Raw genomic sequence first — 17,697 nt, 5'->3', positions numbered from 1 at the left:
CCCCTTCGGGGAGGGTGAGGATGGTCCGTTCGGTGTCTGACGCCCTCACTCTCGTCTGACGAGGCGGTGGCCGCCGGATGCCGAAGGTCCGTAGCCGTAGGGCTGAACGGCCCTGTCTGCAGGGCCCGTTGGGGTGCATGCTCGGATGCCGACGGATGGCGCACGGCCCGCTTCTCGCGGTACTACGCGTGCCGGTGGATCCTGAGGTCAGGCAGAGAAAGGTGGCGTATGTCCCAGGGCACGGGCGAGCACATGCCGGGGTGGCGCCGTCTGGTGCCCGGGGGCGTGGTCCTTCTCGGCTACCGGCGTGCATGGCTGAGGGGCGACCTGCTGGCCGGCCTCACGGTGGCCGCGTATCTAGTCCCCCAGGTCATGGCGTACGCGGGTGTGGCGGGGCTTTCGCCGGTTACCGGGCTCTGGGCGATCCTGCCCGCCCTCGCGCTGTATGCGCTGTTCGGGTCCTCGCGCCTGCTCTCAGTCGGCCCCGAATCCACGACCGCGCTCATGACGGCCACGGTGGTAGCCCCGCTCGCCGCCGGCGCCCCCGGGAGCTACGCCACACTGGCGGCCACTCTCGCGGTCACGGTCGGACTCCTGTGCCTGGTCGCACGCGCACTACGGCTGGGCTTCCTCGCGGACCTGCTCTCGCGCCCCGTGCTGATCGGCTATATGGCGGGCGTGGCGCTGATCATGATGGCGGACCAGCTGCCCAAACTCACCGGAGGCGGGACGACGGAAACCAGGTTCTTCCCCCAACTGTGGTCCTTCGCGGGGGACCTGACCGATGCCCATACGGCAACTGTCGTCCTCTCTGCCGCCCTCCTCGCGTTGCTCTTCACGGTGGCGAGGTACGTCCGTGCCGTGCCCGGACCGCTCCTCGCCGTGGTCCTCGGCACGCTCGCCGTGGTGGCGTTCGACCTCGACGACCGGTACGGCATCAAGGTGATCGGCGAGGTCCCGTCGGGTCTGCCCGACCTCGTGTGGCCGGACTGGACCGAGGTGCCGCGTCTCGTCCTGCCCGCCCTCGGAGTACTGCTGGTGGCCTACACCGACTTCATCCTCACCGCGCGGGCGTTCACCGGACGCAACGATGACGACGGCCCCGGGCTCAACGCCAACCAGGAGTTCCTGGCGCTGGGCGCGGCCAACCTCGGCGCCGGCGCACTGCAAGGCTTCCCCGTCAGCAGCAGCGCCAGCCGCACCGCGCTCGCCTCCTCGGCAGGCGCCCGCAGCCAGGCGTACTCTCTGGTCGCGGGGGCTGTGGTCCTCGCGGTCCTCCTCTTCCTCAGCCCGCTGCTCACTCGCACGCCCTCCGCCGTCCTCGGCGCGCTCGTCGTCTACGCCGCCGTCCGCATGATCGACCTCGCCGGCTTCCGCCGCCTGGCGTCCTTCCGCCGCCGCGAACTCCTGCTCGCGCTCGGCTGCCTGGCCGGAGTGCTCGCCCTGGACATCCTGTACGGCGTCCTCGTGGCCGTCGGGCTGTCGGTGGCCGAGCTGCTGACGCGTGTGGCCCGCCCGCACGACGCGGTCCAGGGAGTGGTGCCCGGGGTGGCGGGCATGCACGATGTCGACGATTACCCTCAGGCTCGCACGATTCCCGGTCTGCTGGTCTACCGCTACGACTCACCGTTGTTCTTCGCCAATGCCGAGGACTTCCGCCACCGCGCCCTGGCAGCCGTCGACGAACAGACCGACCCCGTCCGCTGGTTCGTCCTCAACACCGAGGCCAACGTGGAGGTCGACATCACCGCCCTCGACGCCGTGGACGAACTGCGCCGCGAGCTCACCGACCGAGGCGTCGTGTTCGCGCTTGCCCGCGTCAAGCAGGACCTCCTGGACGATCTCCAGGCGTACGGCCTCACGGACTCTGTCGGCCCCGACCTCATCTTTCCCACCCTGCCGACCGCCGTGGCCGCCTACCGGAAATGGAGCCGCGTTCAGTAGGCCGACAGACCGTGGGCTCTGAATCGTGCACGGACGCGTTCGGTCAGTCCGGGAGCGGGGACGGGGGTATCGCGCATCGGGAACGGGAGGCCGAGGGCGTCGTACTTCGCGGCGCCGAGCTTGTGGAACGGCAGGACGTCCACGCGGTCGACCGTCCCCAGGCCCGCCACGAAGCGGGCCAGGCCCTCGACGGCCTCCTCGTCGTCCGTCCAACCGGGCACCAGGACGTACCGGATCCACATCGGGACACCGAGCCGGTCGAGCCGGGTGGCGAAGCTGAGGGTGGGAGCGAGTTCGCCGCCGGTCAGCTTCCGGTAGGTGTTGATGTCGGGCGCGATCATGCCGAACGGCGGCCTGCGGATGGTCGACTTCAGCGGGGCGTCGGTCTGAAGGCCGACGATCAGTTCGCGGTCGCGGTGGATGTAGCCGGGGGCGTGCGAGGTGATCGTGGAAGGGGTGGCGGTGTCGACGTCGAGGATGCCCTTCGCCCACTCCTTCGGGAACGGGGCGCTGACCATTCCCCAGACGGTGCGGGTGCGGTCGGTGGGGACGGTCAGGAAGGCCGCGTTGCCTTCGTACGGCGTGTAGTTGTGGCCTGGATGAAGTCGCGCACGTCGACGCGCTCACGCCACCCGAGGCCGGCGAACCCGCGCCAGGCACCGGCGGTCCGGTTGTCTGCGGTCAGAGTGACGGTCATCGCGGATCCCTCTCGTTCTCATTCCGGTGCAGGGCCAGCGCGTCGAGCAGGGCGGTCACCACAAACGTGACCGCCGTGGAGATCACCAGGAGGACCGCGAGGAGCCTCCAGAAGCCGGGCGTGAGTGACGTGTCCACAGCGCTCACCTCCTCGAGCGGGTCCTCTCACGCCTCCATGGAACCGCCGCATCGGGATCGTGTGAGGGTGCCGGACGTCTCCTAGTCGGACCCGGCCGGCCCGCATCGAAGGGTCGGGTGGCCCATGGCCCGCCACCGAGGGCGGGCAGACGCTGGTCATGGAAGTCCCCGCACCTCGTCCGGGAGGCACGCCGTGATCACTACGCCCACACCCAGCATGCTGCGCGCCCTGCCTGCCCAGCACCGGCACCGGCTGATGTGCGTCGCCCGCGAGGTGTCGTTCCCGCAAGGAACGCGCCTGTTCGAGGAAGGCGGCAAGGCCGACCGGTTCTGGATCATCCGCACGGGCACCGTCGAACTCGACATGCGCGTACCAGGCCGCCGTCCCGCCGTCATCGAGATCCTCCGGCACAACGAACTCGTCGGCTGGTCCTGGCTCTTCACCCCGCATGTCTGGCACCTCGGCGCCGCTGCGACGACCCCGGTGCGCGCGTACGAGTTCGACGCCACGGCTGTCCGTTCGATGTGCCAGGACGACCCGGCCATGGGCCACGCTGTCACCCAGTGGGTCGGCGAGGTACTCGCCCACCGACTCCGCTCCGCCCGGACAAGGCTGCTGGACCTGTACGCCCCTTACGGCGCCGGTAGTTCCGTCTGAGCACGCGCGAGCCGAAGCGAGGAAGGAGCCAGCCACTATGCTCAGTGCCCTGCCCGTCCTCGAAGGCGAAGGCCGCGTCGTCGGCGTCGTCTCCGAGGCCGACCTCCTGCCCAAGGAGGAGTTCCGCGACAGCGAACCCGACAGGTACACGCAGCTCCGCCGTCTGTCCGACCTGGCGAAGGCCGGCGCAATCACCGCTGAGGAGCTGATGACCTCCCCGGCACTCACCACCCGCCCCGACGCGACGCTCGCCCAGGCCGCCCGGACCATGGCGCACGCCAGGGTCAAGCGCCTGCCGGTGGTCAACGAGCTAGGCATGCTGGAGGGCATCGTCAGCAGGGCCGACCTGCTCAAGGTCTTCCTACGCAGCGACGACGAGATCGCCGAGGAGGTGCGCCGCGAGGTCGTGGCCTACCTCATCCCGCGCCTGGCTCGGCTCTCCGGGTCCAGGTACGCGACGGAGTGGTAAAGCTCGCCGGGCGCGTCCGGGACACCTCCCTGATCCCCATAGCCGCCCGTCTCGTGCGTGCCGTCGAAGGCGTGGTGGACGTGGACTTCGAGCTGGAGGGTCGCAGCGATACCCCGAACGCGGGCGGCTCGTCGGACACGAGGGCCGCGGGAAGCTCGGCTCCGGTCCAGCGTCTCAGCAATCCGGTGCCCTCAACCAGGTCCTACGCGCTACCTGGCGCCCCACCTGGCCGAACGCCCCGGGTGGGGCCGCCGGACCGTGGCAGTTGGGCCGGGTAGGGACATATGTCGAAGCGGGGTGGGCCGGACGGCCCTAGTGCATCCGGGCCCGGCGAGCAATGATCGTCGTCAGAGGCAGTCCGTGGTCCGCGGACCGTGAGCCACCGGGAACAAGGGGTCGTCATGACCGAGACAGGCACCTTCACGGAGCAGAACCCGATCCGCGTGTTCCTGCTGGACGACCACGAGGTCGTACGACGGGGCCTGACCGACCTCCTCGACGCCGAGCCGGACATCTCGGTGGTCGGCGACGCGGGCACCGTTGAACACGCCCTCGCCCGCGGCCCGGCGCTGCGCCCGCACGTCGCCGTGCTCGACGTACGCCTCCCCGACGGCGACGGCATTACGGTTTGCCGGGAGCTGCGCAGCCAGATGCCGGAGCTGGCCTGTCTCATGCTGACGTCCTTCGATGACGAGGACGCCCTCCTCGACGCCATCATGGCCGGGGCCTCGGGTTACGTCCTCAAGCAGATCAGGGGCTCCGACCTGGTCTCGGCGGTCCGCACGGTCGCCTCGGGCCAGTCGATGCTGGACCCCGCGACGACGGCCCGCCTGATGCGCTCGCTGCGCGCCGACCCCGCTGAGACCCCCGCCTTGGCACCCGAGCTGGCGAGCCTGTCCCCGCGTGAACGGGACATCCTCGCACTGATCGGCGACGGCCTGACCAACCGCGAGATCGGCAAGAAGCTCTACCTCTCGGAGAAGACCGTCAAGAACCACATCTCCCGGCTGCTGGCCAAACTCGGCGTCCAGCGCCGCGTCCAGGCCGCGGTCCTGGCCTCCCACCTGGAGCAGACGGACACCGGCGACCGCCCGACGAGGTGAGCAGCGGCTGGGCCGTCCAGAACCCAGGGCCGGACGGCCCCTCCGTAGGCGTCGGCGGGGAGGAAGAGTACGGGTAGGCGGTCCGTGCGCGGGAATGGTTTCGCCGGGAGACACAGCCACTGGTATCGGTCTCGCCACGAGCTGAGCGGGCGCCGAGGCAGCACCGGGGCGGTTCTAGTGTCGGCACGGGTGCTGCGGCCGGGGCCGTGGGCCGCCCGCGGCCTGTTGCGCGAGACGTACTCCGCCCCGTCGGCAAGGCCGGCCAGCACCGCTTGGTGACAGACGGTGTCGAGACCGGCCGGCGCGCAGACGACCGCAGCCAGGCCCCGCACATCGGCGCCGGGCTCCTCTCGGAGGTCGTACACCAACGGCTCGTGCCTGTGAGCCGTGAGCGCCTGGACGACATGGGACCCGGTGCACCCGGCACCGCCGGTGACCGGTGCAGGCATACGGTCACGCCAGATCCGCGGCGGTGCGGGATCCCGTGAGCCGCCCGACACGCCATCACTCCGTAAGACATCGAAAGCGCGTCGGAAGGGGGCAAATCGGCACCTCCGCGAGACGCTGCCGTATGCGCCCCTCACCGTCGCCCAGGGAGACCGTCATGGCAACGTCGCCTTCCCCGTCCGCGCACGACTCCTACCGCTTCGACGACCTCACCGCCCTGTTCGTCAACTGCACGCTCAAACCGTCCCCGCAGCTGAGCCACACCCAGGGGCTGATCGACATGAGCGCGGCGATCATGATGGGTCGCGGCGTCACCACATCCGAGGTCCGGGCCATCGACCACGACATCGCCCCCGGTGTATATCCGGACATGACCGAGCACGGCTTTGCGGTCGACGAGTGGCCCGCGCTGTACGAGCAGGTGATGGCCGCCGACATCCTGGTGCTCGCTGGACCGATCTGGCTCGGCGACAACAGCTCCGTCACCAAGAAGGTCATCGAGCGGCTCTACGCCTGCTCCTCATTGCTCAACTCCCAGGACCAGTACGCCTATTACGGCCGCGTCGGCGGCTGTCTGATCACCGGCAACGAGGATGGCGTGAAGCACTGCGCGATGAACGTCCTCTACAGCCTCCAGCACCTCGGGTACACGATCCCGCCCCAGGCCGACGCCGGCTGGATCGGTGCGGCCGGCCCCGGACCGTCGTACCTCGACCCCGGATCGGGCGGCCCGGACAACGACTTCACCAACCGCAACACCACGTTCATGACCTGGAACCTGATGCACCTCGCGGCCCTGCTCAAACGCTCCGGCGGCATCCCCGCCCACGGCAACCAACGCTCCGAGTGGGACGCCGGCTGCCATGCCGACGCGGCGAACCCCGAACACCGCTGAGGCGCTCACGCCCGAGGCGTAAGACTTCCGCCGTCTCTCCCGCGCTGTATGAGGGCCGTCCGATCTGTTGAACTGGGCAGCGACAGGAGATCCTCAGGAGGCGATGCCGGAAGGGAGCAGACGCGGAGGAGGCTGCGCCGACCGCTGGTCGTCGGCACCCTCGCGGTGGTCGTCGCCGCGTGGCCGGCACCTCGTCGAAGACGCGGAGTACGTCAGCCGTGCGACCGCTTCGACGTGTCCTTCGGCGCCGCAGAACTCGTACGGGCCTGACGCCGGTGCAGGGCTTGGCCGCGTTTGCCGAGGAACGCCTCTTGTCGGCTGGGGGCCAAGACCACAGCTCGCAGGAATGAATCCAGGGTCCTGCCGTCTGACCTGGCCGGCCCGGCGCCGGGCCGGCCAGGTCAGACGGCGAGCGTCCCTCCCCGTCTCGCATCCTCTGTTCTCCGTGGGCGTTCACACCGGCCCACTGCCCATCTCACCGCCCCGACCTGTGCTTACACTGAGCACATAAGGGACGTTCGTGACGTACCGGAACCATCGTGCGCTATCAGCGGATGCTCGTACCGGCCCTCGCCCTGGTCCTCGTAGTGGTGCCCGCGATCGCCGCGCGGGCACAGGGTGAGGAAGTCCCGCGCGGCCCCACGTTCGCCGCGCGCGCTCTGCAGGCGCTGATCGACGGTATCCAGTTCGGAGTGATCATCGCGATCACATCGGTCGGGCTCTCGTTGATCTTCGGCACGATCCACCTGATCAACTTCGCGCACGGTGAGTTCGTCACGATCGGCGCCACCTTCGCGTTCTTCCTCAACGCCTCCGCGGCCGGCCCGGGCTGGCACCTGATTCCCGCCGCCCTCGCCGCGGTGGTCCTGGGCGCCCTGCTGGGCGGAGCGGTCGATCGCGGCATCTGGCGCCCGCTGCGGGCACGGGGCACCGGGCTGATCAACATGTTCATCGTCACCATCGGGCTCTCGCTACTGCTGCGCCACGTCGTACTCGTGCTGTACGGAACCCGCCCCGCCTCCTACGCGCAGTACGACATCCAGAGCACGATCGACCTGGGCCCGGCCGGCATCACCCCACGGGACCTCACGGTCACCCTGCTCGCCGTGCTGGTGCTGCTCGGCATCGCCGCGCTCCTGCAGAAGACGCGGATCGGCACGGCCGTCCGGGCCGTCTCCGCCAACCGTGACCTCGCGGAGGCGTCGGGCATCGACGTGCAGCGGGTTGTGCTGTTCGTGTGGATGCTCGCCGGCGGACTGGCCGCACTCGGTGGCGTCCTCTTCGGCCTGGTGGAGATCGTCACCTGGGACATGGGCTTCAAACTCCTGCTGCTCATGTTCGCGGGGGTCATCCTGGGCGGCCTCGGCTCCGCCTACGGTGCGATGGCCGGCAGCCTCGTCATCGGCATCGTCGCCCAGATGTCCACCCTGTGGTTCCCGGTCGACCTGCAGTACGCCTGGGCGCTGCTCGTCCTCATCCTCGTTCTCCTCGTCCGGCCGCAGGGCATCCTCGGCCGGGCCGAACGCGTCGGGTGAGGAGCGCGCCATGGACTTCTCGGCCATCGTCTCCGACGCACTCCGCTCCGGAATCGGCCCCATCGCCGCCATCTACGCCCTCGCCGCGATGGGGCTGAACCTGCACTTCGGTTACACGGGACTGCTGAACTTCGGCCAGGTCGGATTCATGCTGGTCGGCGGTTACGGACTCGCCATCACCGTGTCGACGTACGGCGGCCCCATGTGGCTCGGCGTCCTGGGCGGAATCGCCTGCGCGATCGTGCTGGCCCTGCTCCTCGGCCTGCCCACCCTGCGGCTGCGCGCCGACTACCTCGCGATCACCACGATCGCGGCGGGGGAGGCACTACGGCTGTTCTACCGCTCCAGCTGGGCCGAGCCGGTCACCGGCGGGGTGTTCGGGCTGCAGAGATTCGCGAACGACTTCTACGAACTCAGCCCCATCGAGCCCGGCACCTACGGCGTGTGGCTCGTGAGGTTCAGCTCCCGCGATCTCTGGGTGATGATCGTCGGATGGGCGCTGGTGCTCGTGGTCGGAGGTCTGCTGGCCCTGCTGATCCACAGCCCCTGGGGCCGTGTCATCCGGTCGATCCGCGATGACGAGGTCGCCGCGCGCAGCCTCGGCAAGAATGTCTACGCGTACAAGATGCAGAGCCTCGTGCTCGGTGGCGTCATCGGGGCGGTCGCGGGCATGATGCAGGCGATCCAGGTGCAGTCCGTGAACCCGGACAACTACGACCCGGGCGTCACGTTCTTCCTGTACACGCTGCTCGTGCTGGGAGGCGCCGGGCGCATCCTCGGGCCGGTCGTCGGCTCGATCCTGTTCTGGTTCGTCCTCAGCTTCCTCGACAGCGCGCTGCGCCAGGCCATCGACGCCGAGTACATCTCGCCGGACCTCATCAGCACGTCGGAGGTCGGCGCGGTGCGCTTCGCCCTGGTCGGGGTCGCCCTGATCCTGCTGGTCACGTTCCGGCCACAGGGCATCCTCGGCAGCCGGAAGGAGATGCTGCTCAGTGGCCGCTGATCCTGTCGTGTCCCGACGGGGCCGACTCTCCGCGATCGACCCAGAGCCGGGGGTGCGCAAGCCCGATCCCCTGCTGGTCCTGGACCAGGTGACCCGCACCTTCGGCGGCCTCGTCGCCGTGCGGGTCGAGCACCTGGAGGTGCAGCGCGGGGCCATCACGGCGCTCATCGGGCCCAACGGTGCCGGCAAGACCACGTTGTTCAACGTGGTGAGCGGGTTCGACCGGGCCGACGGCGGCCGTTGGTCGTTCGACGGACATCCGCTCACCGGCGCCCCGGCGCACCGGGTGGCGCGGCGCGGAATGGTTCGTACGTTCCAGCTCTCCAGGGCGGTCGCCCGGCTCACGGTGCTGGAGAACCTGATGCTCGCCGCACCCGGACATCGCGGCGAGCGGGTGCTGCCGGCGCTGCTGCGACCGCTGTGGCGCGGGCAGGAGCGGGAGTTCGAGCGCCGGGCCGACGAACTGCTGGACCGGTTCCGGCTCGGGCCCCTGCGCGACGACCATGCCGGCACGCTCTCCGGCGGCCAGCGCAAACTGCTGGAACTGGCCCGCGCGCTGATGACCCGGCCGGTCATGCTCCTGCTCGACGAGCCGATGGCCGGGGTGAACCCCGCGCTGACCCAGTCGCTGCTCGGACACATCACGCAGCTGCGCGACGAGGGGCTGACGGTGTGCTTCGTCGAGCACGACATGGACGTGGTCATGGGCATCAGCGACTGGGTGGCCGTCATGGCCGACGGCCGTCTTGTCGCCGAGGGCCCACCGCACACGATCGGCCGGAACGCCGCCGTCGTGGACGCCTACTTGGGTACGCGGCACGACGAGCCGGAGGCGACCGACGAGAAGGGCAAGGAGGGGTAGCGATGTCCGCCGAGGAGCAGGCACCGGTGCTGGCGGCCGACGGCATCGTCGCCGGTTACGTCCCCGGTGTCGATGTGCTGCGTGGATGCAGCGTCGAGGTGCGACCGGGCGAGGTGGTCGGCGTGATCGGCCCCAACGGCGCCGGCAAGTCGACGCTGGTCAAGGCAGTCTTCGGCTTGCTGCGGGTGCGCGGCGGGACCGTGCGGCTGCGGGGCCAGGACGTGACCGGCCGGCCCGCGCACGAGCTGGTCCGGCGGGGCGTGGGCTACGTACCGCAGCTGCAGAACGTGTTCCCCACGCTGACCGTCGAGGAGAACCTGCGGATGGGCATGTATCTGCGGCCCAAAGACCACGCGCGGCGGGTCGCGGCCGTCGAGGAACTCTTCCCCGTTCTGGCCGACCGCCGCAAGCAGAAGGCCGGCGCGATGTCCGGCGGCGAACGACAGATGCTCGCGATGGCCCGCGCCCTGATGATGGAGCCGCAACTGCTGCTGCTCGACGAGCCGTCGGCCGGCCTGTCACCACTGCATCAGGACCACGTCTTCGACCGGTGCAGAATGATCAACAGCGCTGGCGTAGCCGTGCTCATGGTCGAGCAGAACGCCCGCCGGTGCCTGCAGTTCTGCGACCGCGGCTACGTCCTCGACCAGGGCCGCAACGCGTATACGGGCACGGGTGAGGCCCTGCTGCACGACGAGAAGGTGATCGAGCTCTACCTCGGCACGCTCGCCCGTGTCCGTTGACTCCCGCGGTCAGTCCTCCCGGTCACCCCTCGGCCTTGCTGGTCTCGGTGCGCAGGGTCTGCAACTTTCCTTCGTCGTCGTAGCCGTACACCTCGATCGACGCCTGGCCGGGTTCGCCCTTGTCGGTGAAGTCGAGCGGCCCGCTCACACCGTTGTAGTCGATGTCCCTGCCGTCGGCGAGCAGCTCCTTGCAGGCGGCGAACGAGTTGCACTTCTCGCCGTCCTTGGTGATCCCGTTCATCTCCTTCACGTACTCGCCCGGGTCGTCGGACTCCGCCTTCTCGGCGGCGAGCGCGATCGTCGTCACGCAGTCGAACACCTGCGGTGCGAACTGCAGCTCCTTCAGATCCGGCGCGAATTCCTTGAGGTCCTTCACATACTGCTCGTTCGACGCCGATGCCGGTGCGGTCCCCTTCATCCCGGAGAGCTTCTCGGGCTGGCCCGGGGCGACCAGCGAGGGCAGTTCCTCACTGCGCAGTCCGTCGGCGCCGTAGACGCCGATCCGGTCGGGCCCGAGTCCGGACTCGATCATGCCCTGCAAGATCTGCGTGCCTTCCTCGAACGCGATCACCACGGCGGCGTCCGGCTTGGAGTTCTCCATCTGCTGAACGACCTGGTCGAAGTTGGTCGCCTTCGGGTCGTAGGTCTCGGCGAGCGTCACCGTCGCTCCGCGGTCCTCCAGCGTCTTCCGGGTGGCCTCCATCAGGCCGCGACCGTAGTCGTCCGCCCGTGCGACCAGGGCCACCCGATTGTGGCCGTCATCGCGGACGACATCCGCCAGGATGGGCCCCTGCAGTGCGTCGCTCGGGACGGTACGGAAGTAGAAGCCGTCGTCCTCGTAGTCGGTGAAGGTGGGAGCGGTGTTCGACCCCGAGCACTGCACGACGCCCGATCCGGTCACCCGGTCGATGAACGCCAGCGACATTCCGGAAGCCGCGGCGCCGACGATCGCGTCCACGCCTGCCGCGAGGACCCGGTCCGCCGACTGCGCGGCGACGGCCTCCTGGCCCGCCTCGTCACTGGAGACCACAGTCGGCACGGACTTGCCCAGGACCCCGCCGGCGTCATTGATCTTCTGTATCGCGAACTTCAACGACTCGATCTGGGGTGGACCGAGGTAGGCCAACTGTCCCGTCTCCGGCAGGACGTAGCCGAACTGGAGCTCACCGTCACCCGGCTCGGCCTGGGCAGTGCCCGTCGCACCGCAGACGGCTATCACAAGAGCAGCCGCGCTTGCGAAGATCGCGGACCGCCGTATCGACGCTTTCATCTCCGCCTCCGCTCGTTACAGGCGGCGGTGGTCGACTGGCCGGCCGTCCGCCCGCCATCTGTACATGAGAGTAGAACTCATTTGGAGTCGAGAAAAGTGCAAACGTACACTTTTGCGATTGATTGCGCTTCTCGCCCCGGCCGGTCAGTGCCGACGCCGGGTGGCGGCGCCCAGGATCGACTTCATCGACGCGAGCCGAGATGGCATCGCTCCCTGGCGACCAGGCGGACAGTACGCAGCATGACGGAGGCCTCGACAGGTTGTTGAAACATCCGTGGTGCTTGGCGTCCTCGCCGCCGACGGACCCCACCCCTTGACGAGCATGGTGAAGACCGCCCGGGGCACCCGGGCGGTCTTCACGCGGTCGGTCCGCCGTTGCGGTCAGACGTCGGTGCGCGGCGGGAGGCCGTCGTCCCGGACGATGCGGATCCGAGGCCTCGCGCGCGGGGATGAGCGGCTCGTCGGGCGAGCGGACTACGTCGGAAACCCTCCGGTACTGCCCGGGCAGAGCCTTCTCGTCCATGCCTTTCTCGCGGTGTGGCCTTAGCAGCACCGCCCGGCCCGCGGCCCGCCCCCACGAGTTCCTCCTGCTCAGCCCGGACAGTTCGGTGGCCGTGCCCCTGGGTCGGGCCGGTTCAGGCCTTGGGCAGGGTGTAGGTCTGCGCCGCGGGCACCTCGTGGGCCGGTTCGACGTTCGCGAGGCCGCCGGTGGCCGTCTTCGCCGGTTTGTGGATGAAGCTCTGGTACGTCGCCGGCTTGGTGCGGTCCGAGAAGTTCAGCGGCACGCCGAGCACGGTGAGCCGGGACTGCTTGCGGTGGGCAGCGGCTATGCCCTCGCGCGTCAGGTCCTTCGCCTTGCAGGCCGCCTTGAGGTCCTCGCCGAGGACACTGATCGCATTCCAGCCGCTGACCACACCCGGGTCGAGCGGGTCCTTCGGGTACTTCGCCTTGTAGTCCTTGGCGAGCTTCTGCATCGCGGGGTTGTCGGCGCTGAACGCCGGGGCGGGGCTCACCACCTGGAGCATCTTCTCCAGGGCGGGTCCGACCGGGGTCGCCAGCAGCTGCGGGGCGAAGCCCGGCGAGCTGGTGAGAACCGGGACGGCGAAACCCGCGGCGGCGGCGGTGCCGACCAGGGCAGCTGTCTGACGCGGACCGGCGCTGATCAGGATGGCCTTGACGCGTGCCTGCTTGAGCGCGCTGACCTGGGCGGTCAGGTCCTGGTCGGTGGGCTTGATCTTCTGCCCGACGACGGTCAGCTTCGCCTTCTTCGCCGCGTAGGTGGCACCGGCGAGCGCGTTCTCGCCGTACTCACCCTCGAAGTAGACGTGGCCGATCTTGTCGCCCGCTTTCAACTTGGCCGTACGGACGACGTGGTCGACTCCGTTGATCATGTCGATGTCGTAGGTGGAGCCGACCACCTGGACGTATTCGCGGCCCAGCAGGGTGGAGGCCCAGGCCATCGGGAACGTGAGCAGGTGCTTGGACTCGAGCTCCTGGGACAGCGAGGACACCACCGGGGAGCCGACCATCTGGGACACGGCGGCCACGTTCGGCTCGGTCTCGGTGAACGCGGACACCGCCTTCTGGACGTCGTAGCCGTGGTCCTTGACGGTGATCCTGACGGTCCGGCCGCAGATGCCGCCGGAGGCGTTGAGCTGGTCGGCGTACAGCTGCTGGGCGTTGACGATGCTCTTGCCGAGCGAGGCGTACGGGCCGGTGAGGTCGGTCAGCGCGCCCAGGGTGATGGTCTTCTCCGTCACGCCGGGGCCGGTCTTGACGCCGTCGCTGCCGGCGCCGTTCGCGTCGGTACCGCTCTTGGTGCTGCAGGCCGTGGCGCTCAGGGCGAGTGCGGTGATGACGGCTGCTGCCGGGGCAAGTCGGGTGCTTCTCACGGGGTGTGCTCCTTCGGGGCGGTGCGGGTGCGCAGAGGGAAACGCCGGGTGCGGGGGGAGCCGTCGTCCTTGCGGCGCGGCCGTCTGTGAGCCAGTCCGGCCAGGCCGCCGGGGGCGAAGATCAGAACGAGGACGATCGCGGTGCCGTAGAGGTAGCGGGCCGCGTCGCCCGGGGACAGGCCGGATCCCGTGGTGCCGGGAGCGGTGAGCAGGGGCAGGTCGTCGGCGTACTTGGTGAGCAGGTGGGGGATCAGGGCGACGAAGACCGCGCCGCAGGCCGCGCCGCCCACCGAGCCGAGGCCGCCGATGACGATCATCGCGAGGTAGTCGATGGACAGCAGCAGGCCGAAGTGATCGGGAACGACGCGCTTGAACACCAGGGCCAGCAGGGCGCCCGCGGCACCCGCGTACATCGAGGAGACGATGAAAGCGGAGGCGCGATAGCGGGTGAGATGGACTCCCATCACGGCGGCGGCGACCTCGCTGTCGCGTACGGCGCCGAGGGCGCGGCCAGGGCGTCCACGCAGGATGTGTCGGGCGGCGAGCCAGGCCACGGCCACCAGGGCCAGGCCGACGTACCACAGACGCTCCAGTCCGCCGAAGGGGACGCCGAGGACGGCGAGCCCGTCGGGGGAGGTGTCGGTGAAGGAGAAGCCGAGGATGTCCAGCGGCGGTACGGAACGGCCGTTGAAGCCGCCGGTCACGTGCGGGGCGTTGAGCATCATGTGATGGCCGAGGAAGACCAGGGCGAGGGTGGCGATGCCCAGGTACATGCCGCGCAGCCGGCCCGAGATGGGGCTGAACAGGCCGCCCGCCGCGCCGGCGAGCACGCTCGCAAGCACGAAGGCGAGGACCGGCGGGAGCCCGAGGCCGTACAGGCTGCTGGAACCGGTGCCGGACGGCTCGGCCGCCAGCCACACATAGCCGTACGCGCCGACGGCGAGGAAGAAGGCGTGGCCGAGGGAGAGCTGTCCCGTCGTCCCGGAGAGCAGGTTCAGTCCGATGGCGCCGATGACGGCGGCCATCGCGAACAGGCCCGTCTGGAGCCAGAACGAGGTGACGTAGAAGGGGAGGGCGAGCAGGACCAGTACGCCGGCGGTCATAGTGGTCGCGCGCCGCCCGTGGGGGGCGAGCCTGCCGGACCACCGGGCCTGGACGGACGGGGGATCGGCGGGCGTGGGGGTGGGAGCCGTCACGGGGTCGACGGTGTCAGTGGTGTCAGTGGTGTCAGAGGAGCCAGTGGTGTCGGGGGTGTCAGACACGGGTCAGCTCCTTCGATCCGAAGAGACCGGTGGGGCGGACCAGGAGCACGAGCACCATCACGAGGTAGGGGGCCACATCGGAGAAGCCGGCGCCGAGGACGCTCAGTTCGTTCTGGTAGCCGGCCGCCATGGCCGCGGTCAGGCCGATCACCAGACTTCCGATGAGTGCGCCGACGGCCGAGTCCATGCCGCCGAGGATCGCCGCGGGGAAGGCGCTCAGGGCGATCTGACTGGTCGTACGGTCGAGTCCCGGCGCGGGGAAAGCGGCGAGGAACACGGCGGCGAGCGCGGCCAGCGCCCCGGCGACGCACCAGGCTATGAGCCGTACGCGGTCCAGCCGTATCCCCATCAGGGCCGCGGCTTCCGGGTCGGCGGCGGCGGACCGCATGGACAGGCCCCAGCGGGACCAGCGGAAGGCGGCGAAGAACGAGCCGATGACGATGACCGCGACGACGATGCTCGCGATCCGCGCGTCGGCGACGGTGATGCTGCCGAGCCGGGTCACTTCGGCGCCCCAGGGGTCGCCCATGGTGAGGTAGTCGGCGCCGACCTGCCGGTTGAGTTCGGTGCTGAGCAGAACGTCCACGCCGATGGTGAGGATGGTCAGCGTGTGGATCTCCGTACCGCGCAGGCCGCGGGTGGCCAGCAGTTGGACGAGTCCGGCGAGAGCCGCGGCGAGCGCGGCGCCGACGAGGACGGCGGGGACGAAGCCGATGGCGTCGTGGAGGCGGGCCGTGACGTAGCCGCCGAAGAGCAGCAGGGAGCCGTGTGCGAAGTTCATGACGCCGGACGCCTTGAAGATCACGACGAATCCCAGGGCTATCAGCGCGTAGACGGAGCCGAGCGCCAGGCCGTTGAGGACCGTTTCGGTGAGCTTGATCATGATGCTTCCTCCGAGGCGCGCTCGGTGTCCGTGCCGGTGTCCGAGGCAGTGGCCTCGGCGGTGTCCGTGCCGGTGCCGGTGTCCGCGTTGTTATCCGCGTCCGTGTCCGCGGCAGTTTCCGGTTTCGGCTCGGCTTCCGGTTTCGGCTCGGTGTCCTGGACCGGGGTGCCGAGATACGCGCTGATGACCGCCGGGTGGTTCTGGATGTGCTCGGGCGGCCCGTTCGCGATGAGGCGGCCGAAGTCGAGCACGGTCACCGAGTCGGCGATCCGCATGATCAACCCCATGTCGTGCTCGACGATCAGGATCGAGATGTTCAGAGCGTCACGCACCCGGGCGATCGTCTCGGCCATCGCCGAGCGCTCGGTGGGGTGCATGCCGGCGACTGGCTCGTCGAGCAGCAGCAGTCTGGGCTCCATGCAGAGCGCACGCGCCATCTCCACCCGCTTGCGGTCGCCGTACGCGAGCCCGCCGACCGGCTTGTCGAACGCCGGCCCGAGGCCCAGGAAGTCAGCGATCTCGGCCGCGCGCTCCCGGTGACGACGCTGCTCGCGCACCGTATGGGGCAGCCGCAGCGCGCTCGCCGTGAAGCCTGCCCGGGCCAGCCGGTGCCGGCCGAGCATGAGGTTGTCGGCGACGGTCCCGTGGGTGAGCACGATGTTCTGGAAGGTGCGGGCCACGCCGAGCCGAGCGATGCGGTGCGGTGCGAGGCGGGTGAGGTCCTTGTCCGCGTACCGGACGGCTCCGGCGGTGGCGCGGTAGACGCCCGAGATGACGTTGAAACAGGTCGACTTGCCGGCGCCGTTGGGGCCGATGAGTGCGTGGATCGTGCCGGGCGAGACCGTGAAGGACAGCTCGTCGAGGGCGACCAGGCCGGAGAATCGCACGGTCAGGTTCTCGACCGCGAGGGCCGGGACGGGGCCAGGTCCGCTGTCCGGTCGGGGGGCCGTGACGGCCTCGGAGGTCGTGGGCGTCGTGCCTATGCTCATCCGTTCCACCTGCCAAGCTCGGTCAGTCCCGGTCCCGTCACGGACGGAGCACTCGCGGCCGTCGCGTACGAGGCGTCGCCGTCCGCGTCGGGCGCGCCGCATCCGGTCTCGTACGTCTCGCCCAGGTACAGCCGTCGCACCTCGTCCGCCGCGGCGAGGTCGGCCGACGCCCCCTCCAGCCGCACCTGGCCGACGTCCAGCACCGACGCGCGGTATGACAGCTCCAGGGCCATCGCGGCGTTCTGCTCGACGAGGAGGATCGACGTCCCCTGGGCGTTGATCTCACGGATGATCTCCGCGATGCGCTGGACCATCAGCGGTGCGAGCCCCAGCGAGGGCTCGTCGAGGAGCAGCAGCCGCGGCGACGCCATCAGTGCGCGGCCCATCGCGAGCATCTGTTGCTCACCTCCGGACATCAGCCCGGCGGCCTGCCGCCGCCGCTCGGCCAGCACCGGGAACTGCGCAAAGACGCGCTCGCGGGCCGCCCGAAGCTCGGCGCGGGAGCGGGATGCCGAGCCGAGGAACCCGGCCCGGAGGTTGTCCTCCACCGAAAGGGCGCCGAAGATCCGCCGGCCCTCGGGCACCTGCACCACGCCGGCGGCCACGGACCGCGCGGCGTCGCCGCTCAGTCGGGCGCCGTCGAAGTGCACCGTGCCGCGCTCGACCGTGCCCCGGTGCAGGGCGAGGGTCCCGGAGACCGCACGGAGCAGCGTGGACTTTCCCGCTCCGTTGGAGCCGAGTACGGCCACGATCCGACCCTGCGGAACGGTCAGCGACACCCCGTGGAGCGCCTGCACGGACCGTCCATAGCTGACGTGCAGATCGCTGACCCGAAGGGTCCCGGCCTCGCTCCCGGCCTCGGTCCCGGCCTCGGTCTCGACCTCGGTCTCTGGTGGGCTCATCAGGGC

15 protein-coding genes and 3 pseudogenes are annotated in these 17,697 nt (G+C 69.8%); 9 read left to right on the top strand and 9 right to left on the bottom strand.

Features of this window, described 5'->3' with window-relative positions:
• The first annotated feature begins 228 nt into the window (after window positions 1-228).
• Window positions 229-1,944: a SulP family inorganic anion transporter gene (locus tag OG331_RS05710; RefSeq protein WP_406192207.1), complete on the top strand. Its 1,716-nt coding sequence runs from the start codon at window positions 229-231 to the stop codon at window positions 1,942-1,944.
• On the opposite strand, the pseudogene OG331_RS05705 reads toward OG331_RS05710, so the two are convergent.
• From OG331_RS05705 to OG331_RS05695, 3 genes and pseudogenes are all read right to left on the bottom strand, one after another.
• Window positions 1,938-2,273 (bottom strand): annotated as a pseudogene (locus tag OG331_RS05705) (pyruvate formate-lyase 1-activating enzyme); the annotation flags it as partial. The gene OG331_RS05710 and the pseudogene OG331_RS05705 overlap by 7 nt on opposite strands.
• A 30-nt stretch (window positions 2,274-2,303) precedes the next feature.
• Window positions 2,304-2,641, bottom strand: a pseudogene (locus OG331_RS05700) (pyruvate formate lyase family protein); the annotation flags it as partial.
• Entirely contained in the window at window positions 2,638-2,778 is a 141-nt protein-coding gene (locus tag OG331_RS05695; RefSeq protein ID WP_406192204.1) for a hypothetical protein, read from the bottom strand. The gene OG331_RS05695 and the pseudogene OG331_RS05700, both read right to left, overlap by 4 nt.
• 193 nt (window positions 2,779-2,971) lie before the next feature.
• Between OG331_RS05695 and OG331_RS05690 the strand changes: the two genes are divergently transcribed.
• The 8 genes and pseudogenes from OG331_RS05690 to OG331_RS05655 all read left to right on the top strand — a co-directional run bounded on the left by OG331_RS05690 (window position 2,972) and on the right by OG331_RS05655 (window position 10,493).
• Window positions 2,972-3,436 carry a cyclic nucleotide-binding domain-containing protein gene (locus tag OG331_RS05690; RefSeq protein ID WP_406192201.1) on the top strand — a complete coding sequence of 155 codons (465 nt, stop codon included), beginning with the start codon at window positions 2,972-2,974 and terminating at the stop codon, window positions 3,434-3,436.
• Between the two features lie 37 nt (window positions 3,437-3,473).
• Window positions 3,474-4,051, top strand: a pseudogene (locus tag OG331_RS05685) (CBS domain-containing protein); the annotation flags it as partial.
• Window positions 4,052-4,306: 255 nt separating this feature from the next.
• The gene (locus OG331_RS05680; protein ID WP_406192198.1) at window positions 4,307-5,008 is read left to right on the top strand and encodes a response regulator; all 702 of its coding nucleotides are present in this window, start codon (window positions 4,307-4,309) and stop codon (window positions 5,006-5,008) included.
• A gap of 604 nt (window positions 5,009-5,612) precedes the next feature.
• Complete coding sequence (locus OG331_RS05675; RefSeq protein ID WP_406192195.1) at window positions 5,613-6,350, top strand: flavodoxin family protein; 738 nt, start codon at window positions 5,613-5,615, stop codon at window positions 6,348-6,350.
• Window positions 6,351-6,889: 539 nt separating this feature from the next.
• Window positions 6,890-7,885, top strand: a complete 996-nt coding sequence (locus tag OG331_RS05670; protein ID WP_406192192.1) for a branched-chain amino acid ABC transporter permease — start codon at window positions 6,890-6,892, stop codon at window positions 7,883-7,885.
• Between the two features lie 10 nt (window positions 7,886-7,895).
• Window positions 7,896-8,888, top strand: coding sequence for a branched-chain amino acid ABC transporter permease (locus OG331_RS05665; RefSeq protein ID WP_406192189.1), 993 nt, complete (start codon window positions 7,896-7,898; stop codon window positions 8,886-8,888).
• Window positions 8,878-9,750, top strand: a complete 873-nt coding sequence (locus OG331_RS05660; protein WP_406192186.1) for an ABC transporter ATP-binding protein — start codon at window positions 8,878-8,880, stop codon at window positions 9,748-9,750. The genes OG331_RS05665 and OG331_RS05660 overlap by 11 nt, the downstream gene beginning before the upstream one ends.
• Before the next feature lie 2 nt (window positions 9,751-9,752).
• The gene (locus tag OG331_RS05655) at window positions 9,753-10,493 is read left to right on the top strand and encodes an ABC transporter ATP-binding protein (protein ID WP_406192183.1); all 741 of its coding nucleotides are present in this window, start codon (window positions 9,753-9,755) and stop codon (window positions 10,491-10,493) included.
• A gap of 22 nt (window positions 10,494-10,515) precedes the next feature.
• On the opposite strand, the gene OG331_RS05650 is transcribed toward OG331_RS05655, so the two are convergent.
• From OG331_RS05650 to OG331_RS05625, 6 genes are all read right to left on the bottom strand, one after another.
• Window positions 10,516-11,763 (bottom strand): ABC transporter substrate-binding protein, encoded by a 1,248-nt coding sequence (locus tag OG331_RS05650; RefSeq protein ID WP_406192180.1) that lies wholly within the window; start codon window positions 11,761-11,763, stop codon window positions 10,516-10,518.
• Between the two features lie 635 nt (window positions 11,764-12,398).
• The gene (locus tag OG331_RS05645; protein ID WP_406192177.1) at window positions 12,399-13,655 is read right to left on the bottom strand and encodes an ABC transporter substrate-binding protein; all 1,257 of its coding nucleotides are present in this window, start codon (window positions 13,653-13,655) and stop codon (window positions 12,399-12,401) included.
• Window positions 13,652-14,758: a branched-chain amino acid ABC transporter permease gene (locus OG331_RS05640; RefSeq protein ID WP_406209745.1), complete on the bottom strand. Its 1,107-nt coding sequence runs from the start codon at window positions 14,756-14,758 to the stop codon at window positions 13,652-13,654. The genes OG331_RS05645 and OG331_RS05640 overlap by 4 nt, the downstream gene beginning before the upstream one ends.
• A gap of 151 nt (window positions 14,759-14,909) precedes the next feature.
• Entirely contained in the window at window positions 14,910-15,800 is an 891-nt protein-coding gene (locus OG331_RS05635) for a branched-chain amino acid ABC transporter permease (RefSeq protein ID WP_406192173.1), read from the bottom strand.
• Window positions 15,797-16,789, bottom strand: coding sequence for an ABC transporter ATP-binding protein (locus OG331_RS05630; protein WP_406192170.1), 993 nt, complete (start codon window positions 16,787-16,789; stop codon window positions 15,797-15,799). The genes OG331_RS05635 and OG331_RS05630 overlap by 4 nt, the downstream gene beginning before the upstream one ends.
• The gene (locus OG331_RS05625; RefSeq protein WP_406192167.1) at window positions 16,786-17,691 is read right to left on the bottom strand and encodes an ABC transporter ATP-binding protein; all 906 of its coding nucleotides are present in this window, start codon (window positions 17,689-17,691) and stop codon (window positions 16,786-16,788) included. The genes OG331_RS05630 and OG331_RS05625 overlap by 4 nt, the downstream gene beginning before the upstream one ends.
• Window positions 17,692-17,697: the final 6 nt, after the last annotated feature.

Origin of the sequence: Streptomyces sp. NBC_01017 (assembly GCF_045162795.1) — a bacterium.
GTDB lineage: Bacteria > Actinomycetota > Actinomycetes > Streptomycetales > Streptomycetaceae > Streptomyces > Streptomyces machairae.
Note: the sequence above shows the minus strand (reverse complement) of the source record. Positions and strands in the feature narration are given on the sequence as shown.

Excerpts from the sequence above, each read along its gene's own strand:
- OG331_RS05710 (WP_406192207.1), top strand. The coding sequence starts at position 229 with ATGTCCCAGGGCACGGGCGAGCACATGCCGGGGTGGCGCCGTCTGGTG.
- OG331_RS05680 (WP_406192198.1), top strand. The coding sequence starts at position 4,307 with ATGACCGAGACAGGCACCTTCACGGAGCAGAACCCGATCCGCGTGTTC.
- OG331_RS05675 (WP_406192195.1), top strand. The coding sequence starts at position 5,613 with ATGGCAACGTCGCCTTCCCCGTCCGCGCACGACTCCTACCGCTTCGAC.
- OG331_RS05665 (WP_406192189.1), top strand. The coding sequence starts at position 7,896 with ATGGACTTCTCGGCCATCGTCTCCGACGCACTCCGCTCCGGAATCGGC.
- OG331_RS05655 (WP_406192183.1), top strand. The coding sequence starts at position 9,753 with ATGTCCGCCGAGGAGCAGGCACCGGTGCTGGCGGCCGACGGCATCGTC.
- OG331_RS05650 (WP_406192180.1), bottom strand. The coding sequence starts at position 11,763 with ATGAAAGCGTCGATACGGCGGTCCGCGATCTTCGCAAGCGCGGCTGCT.
- OG331_RS05640 (WP_406209745.1), bottom strand. The coding sequence starts at position 14,758 with ATGACCGCCGGCGTACTGGTCCTGCTCGCCCTCCCCTTCTACGTCACC.
- OG331_RS05635 (WP_406192173.1), bottom strand. The coding sequence starts at position 15,800 with ATGATCAAGCTCACCGAAACGGTCCTCAACGGCCTGGCGCTCGGCTCC.
- OG331_RS05630 (WP_406192170.1), bottom strand. The coding sequence starts at position 16,789 with ATGAGCATAGGCACGACGCCCACGACCTCCGAGGCCGTCACGGCCCCC.
- OG331_RS05625 (WP_406192167.1), bottom strand. The coding sequence starts at position 17,691 with ATGAGCCCACCAGAGACCGAGGTCGAGACCGAGGCCGGGACCGAGGCC.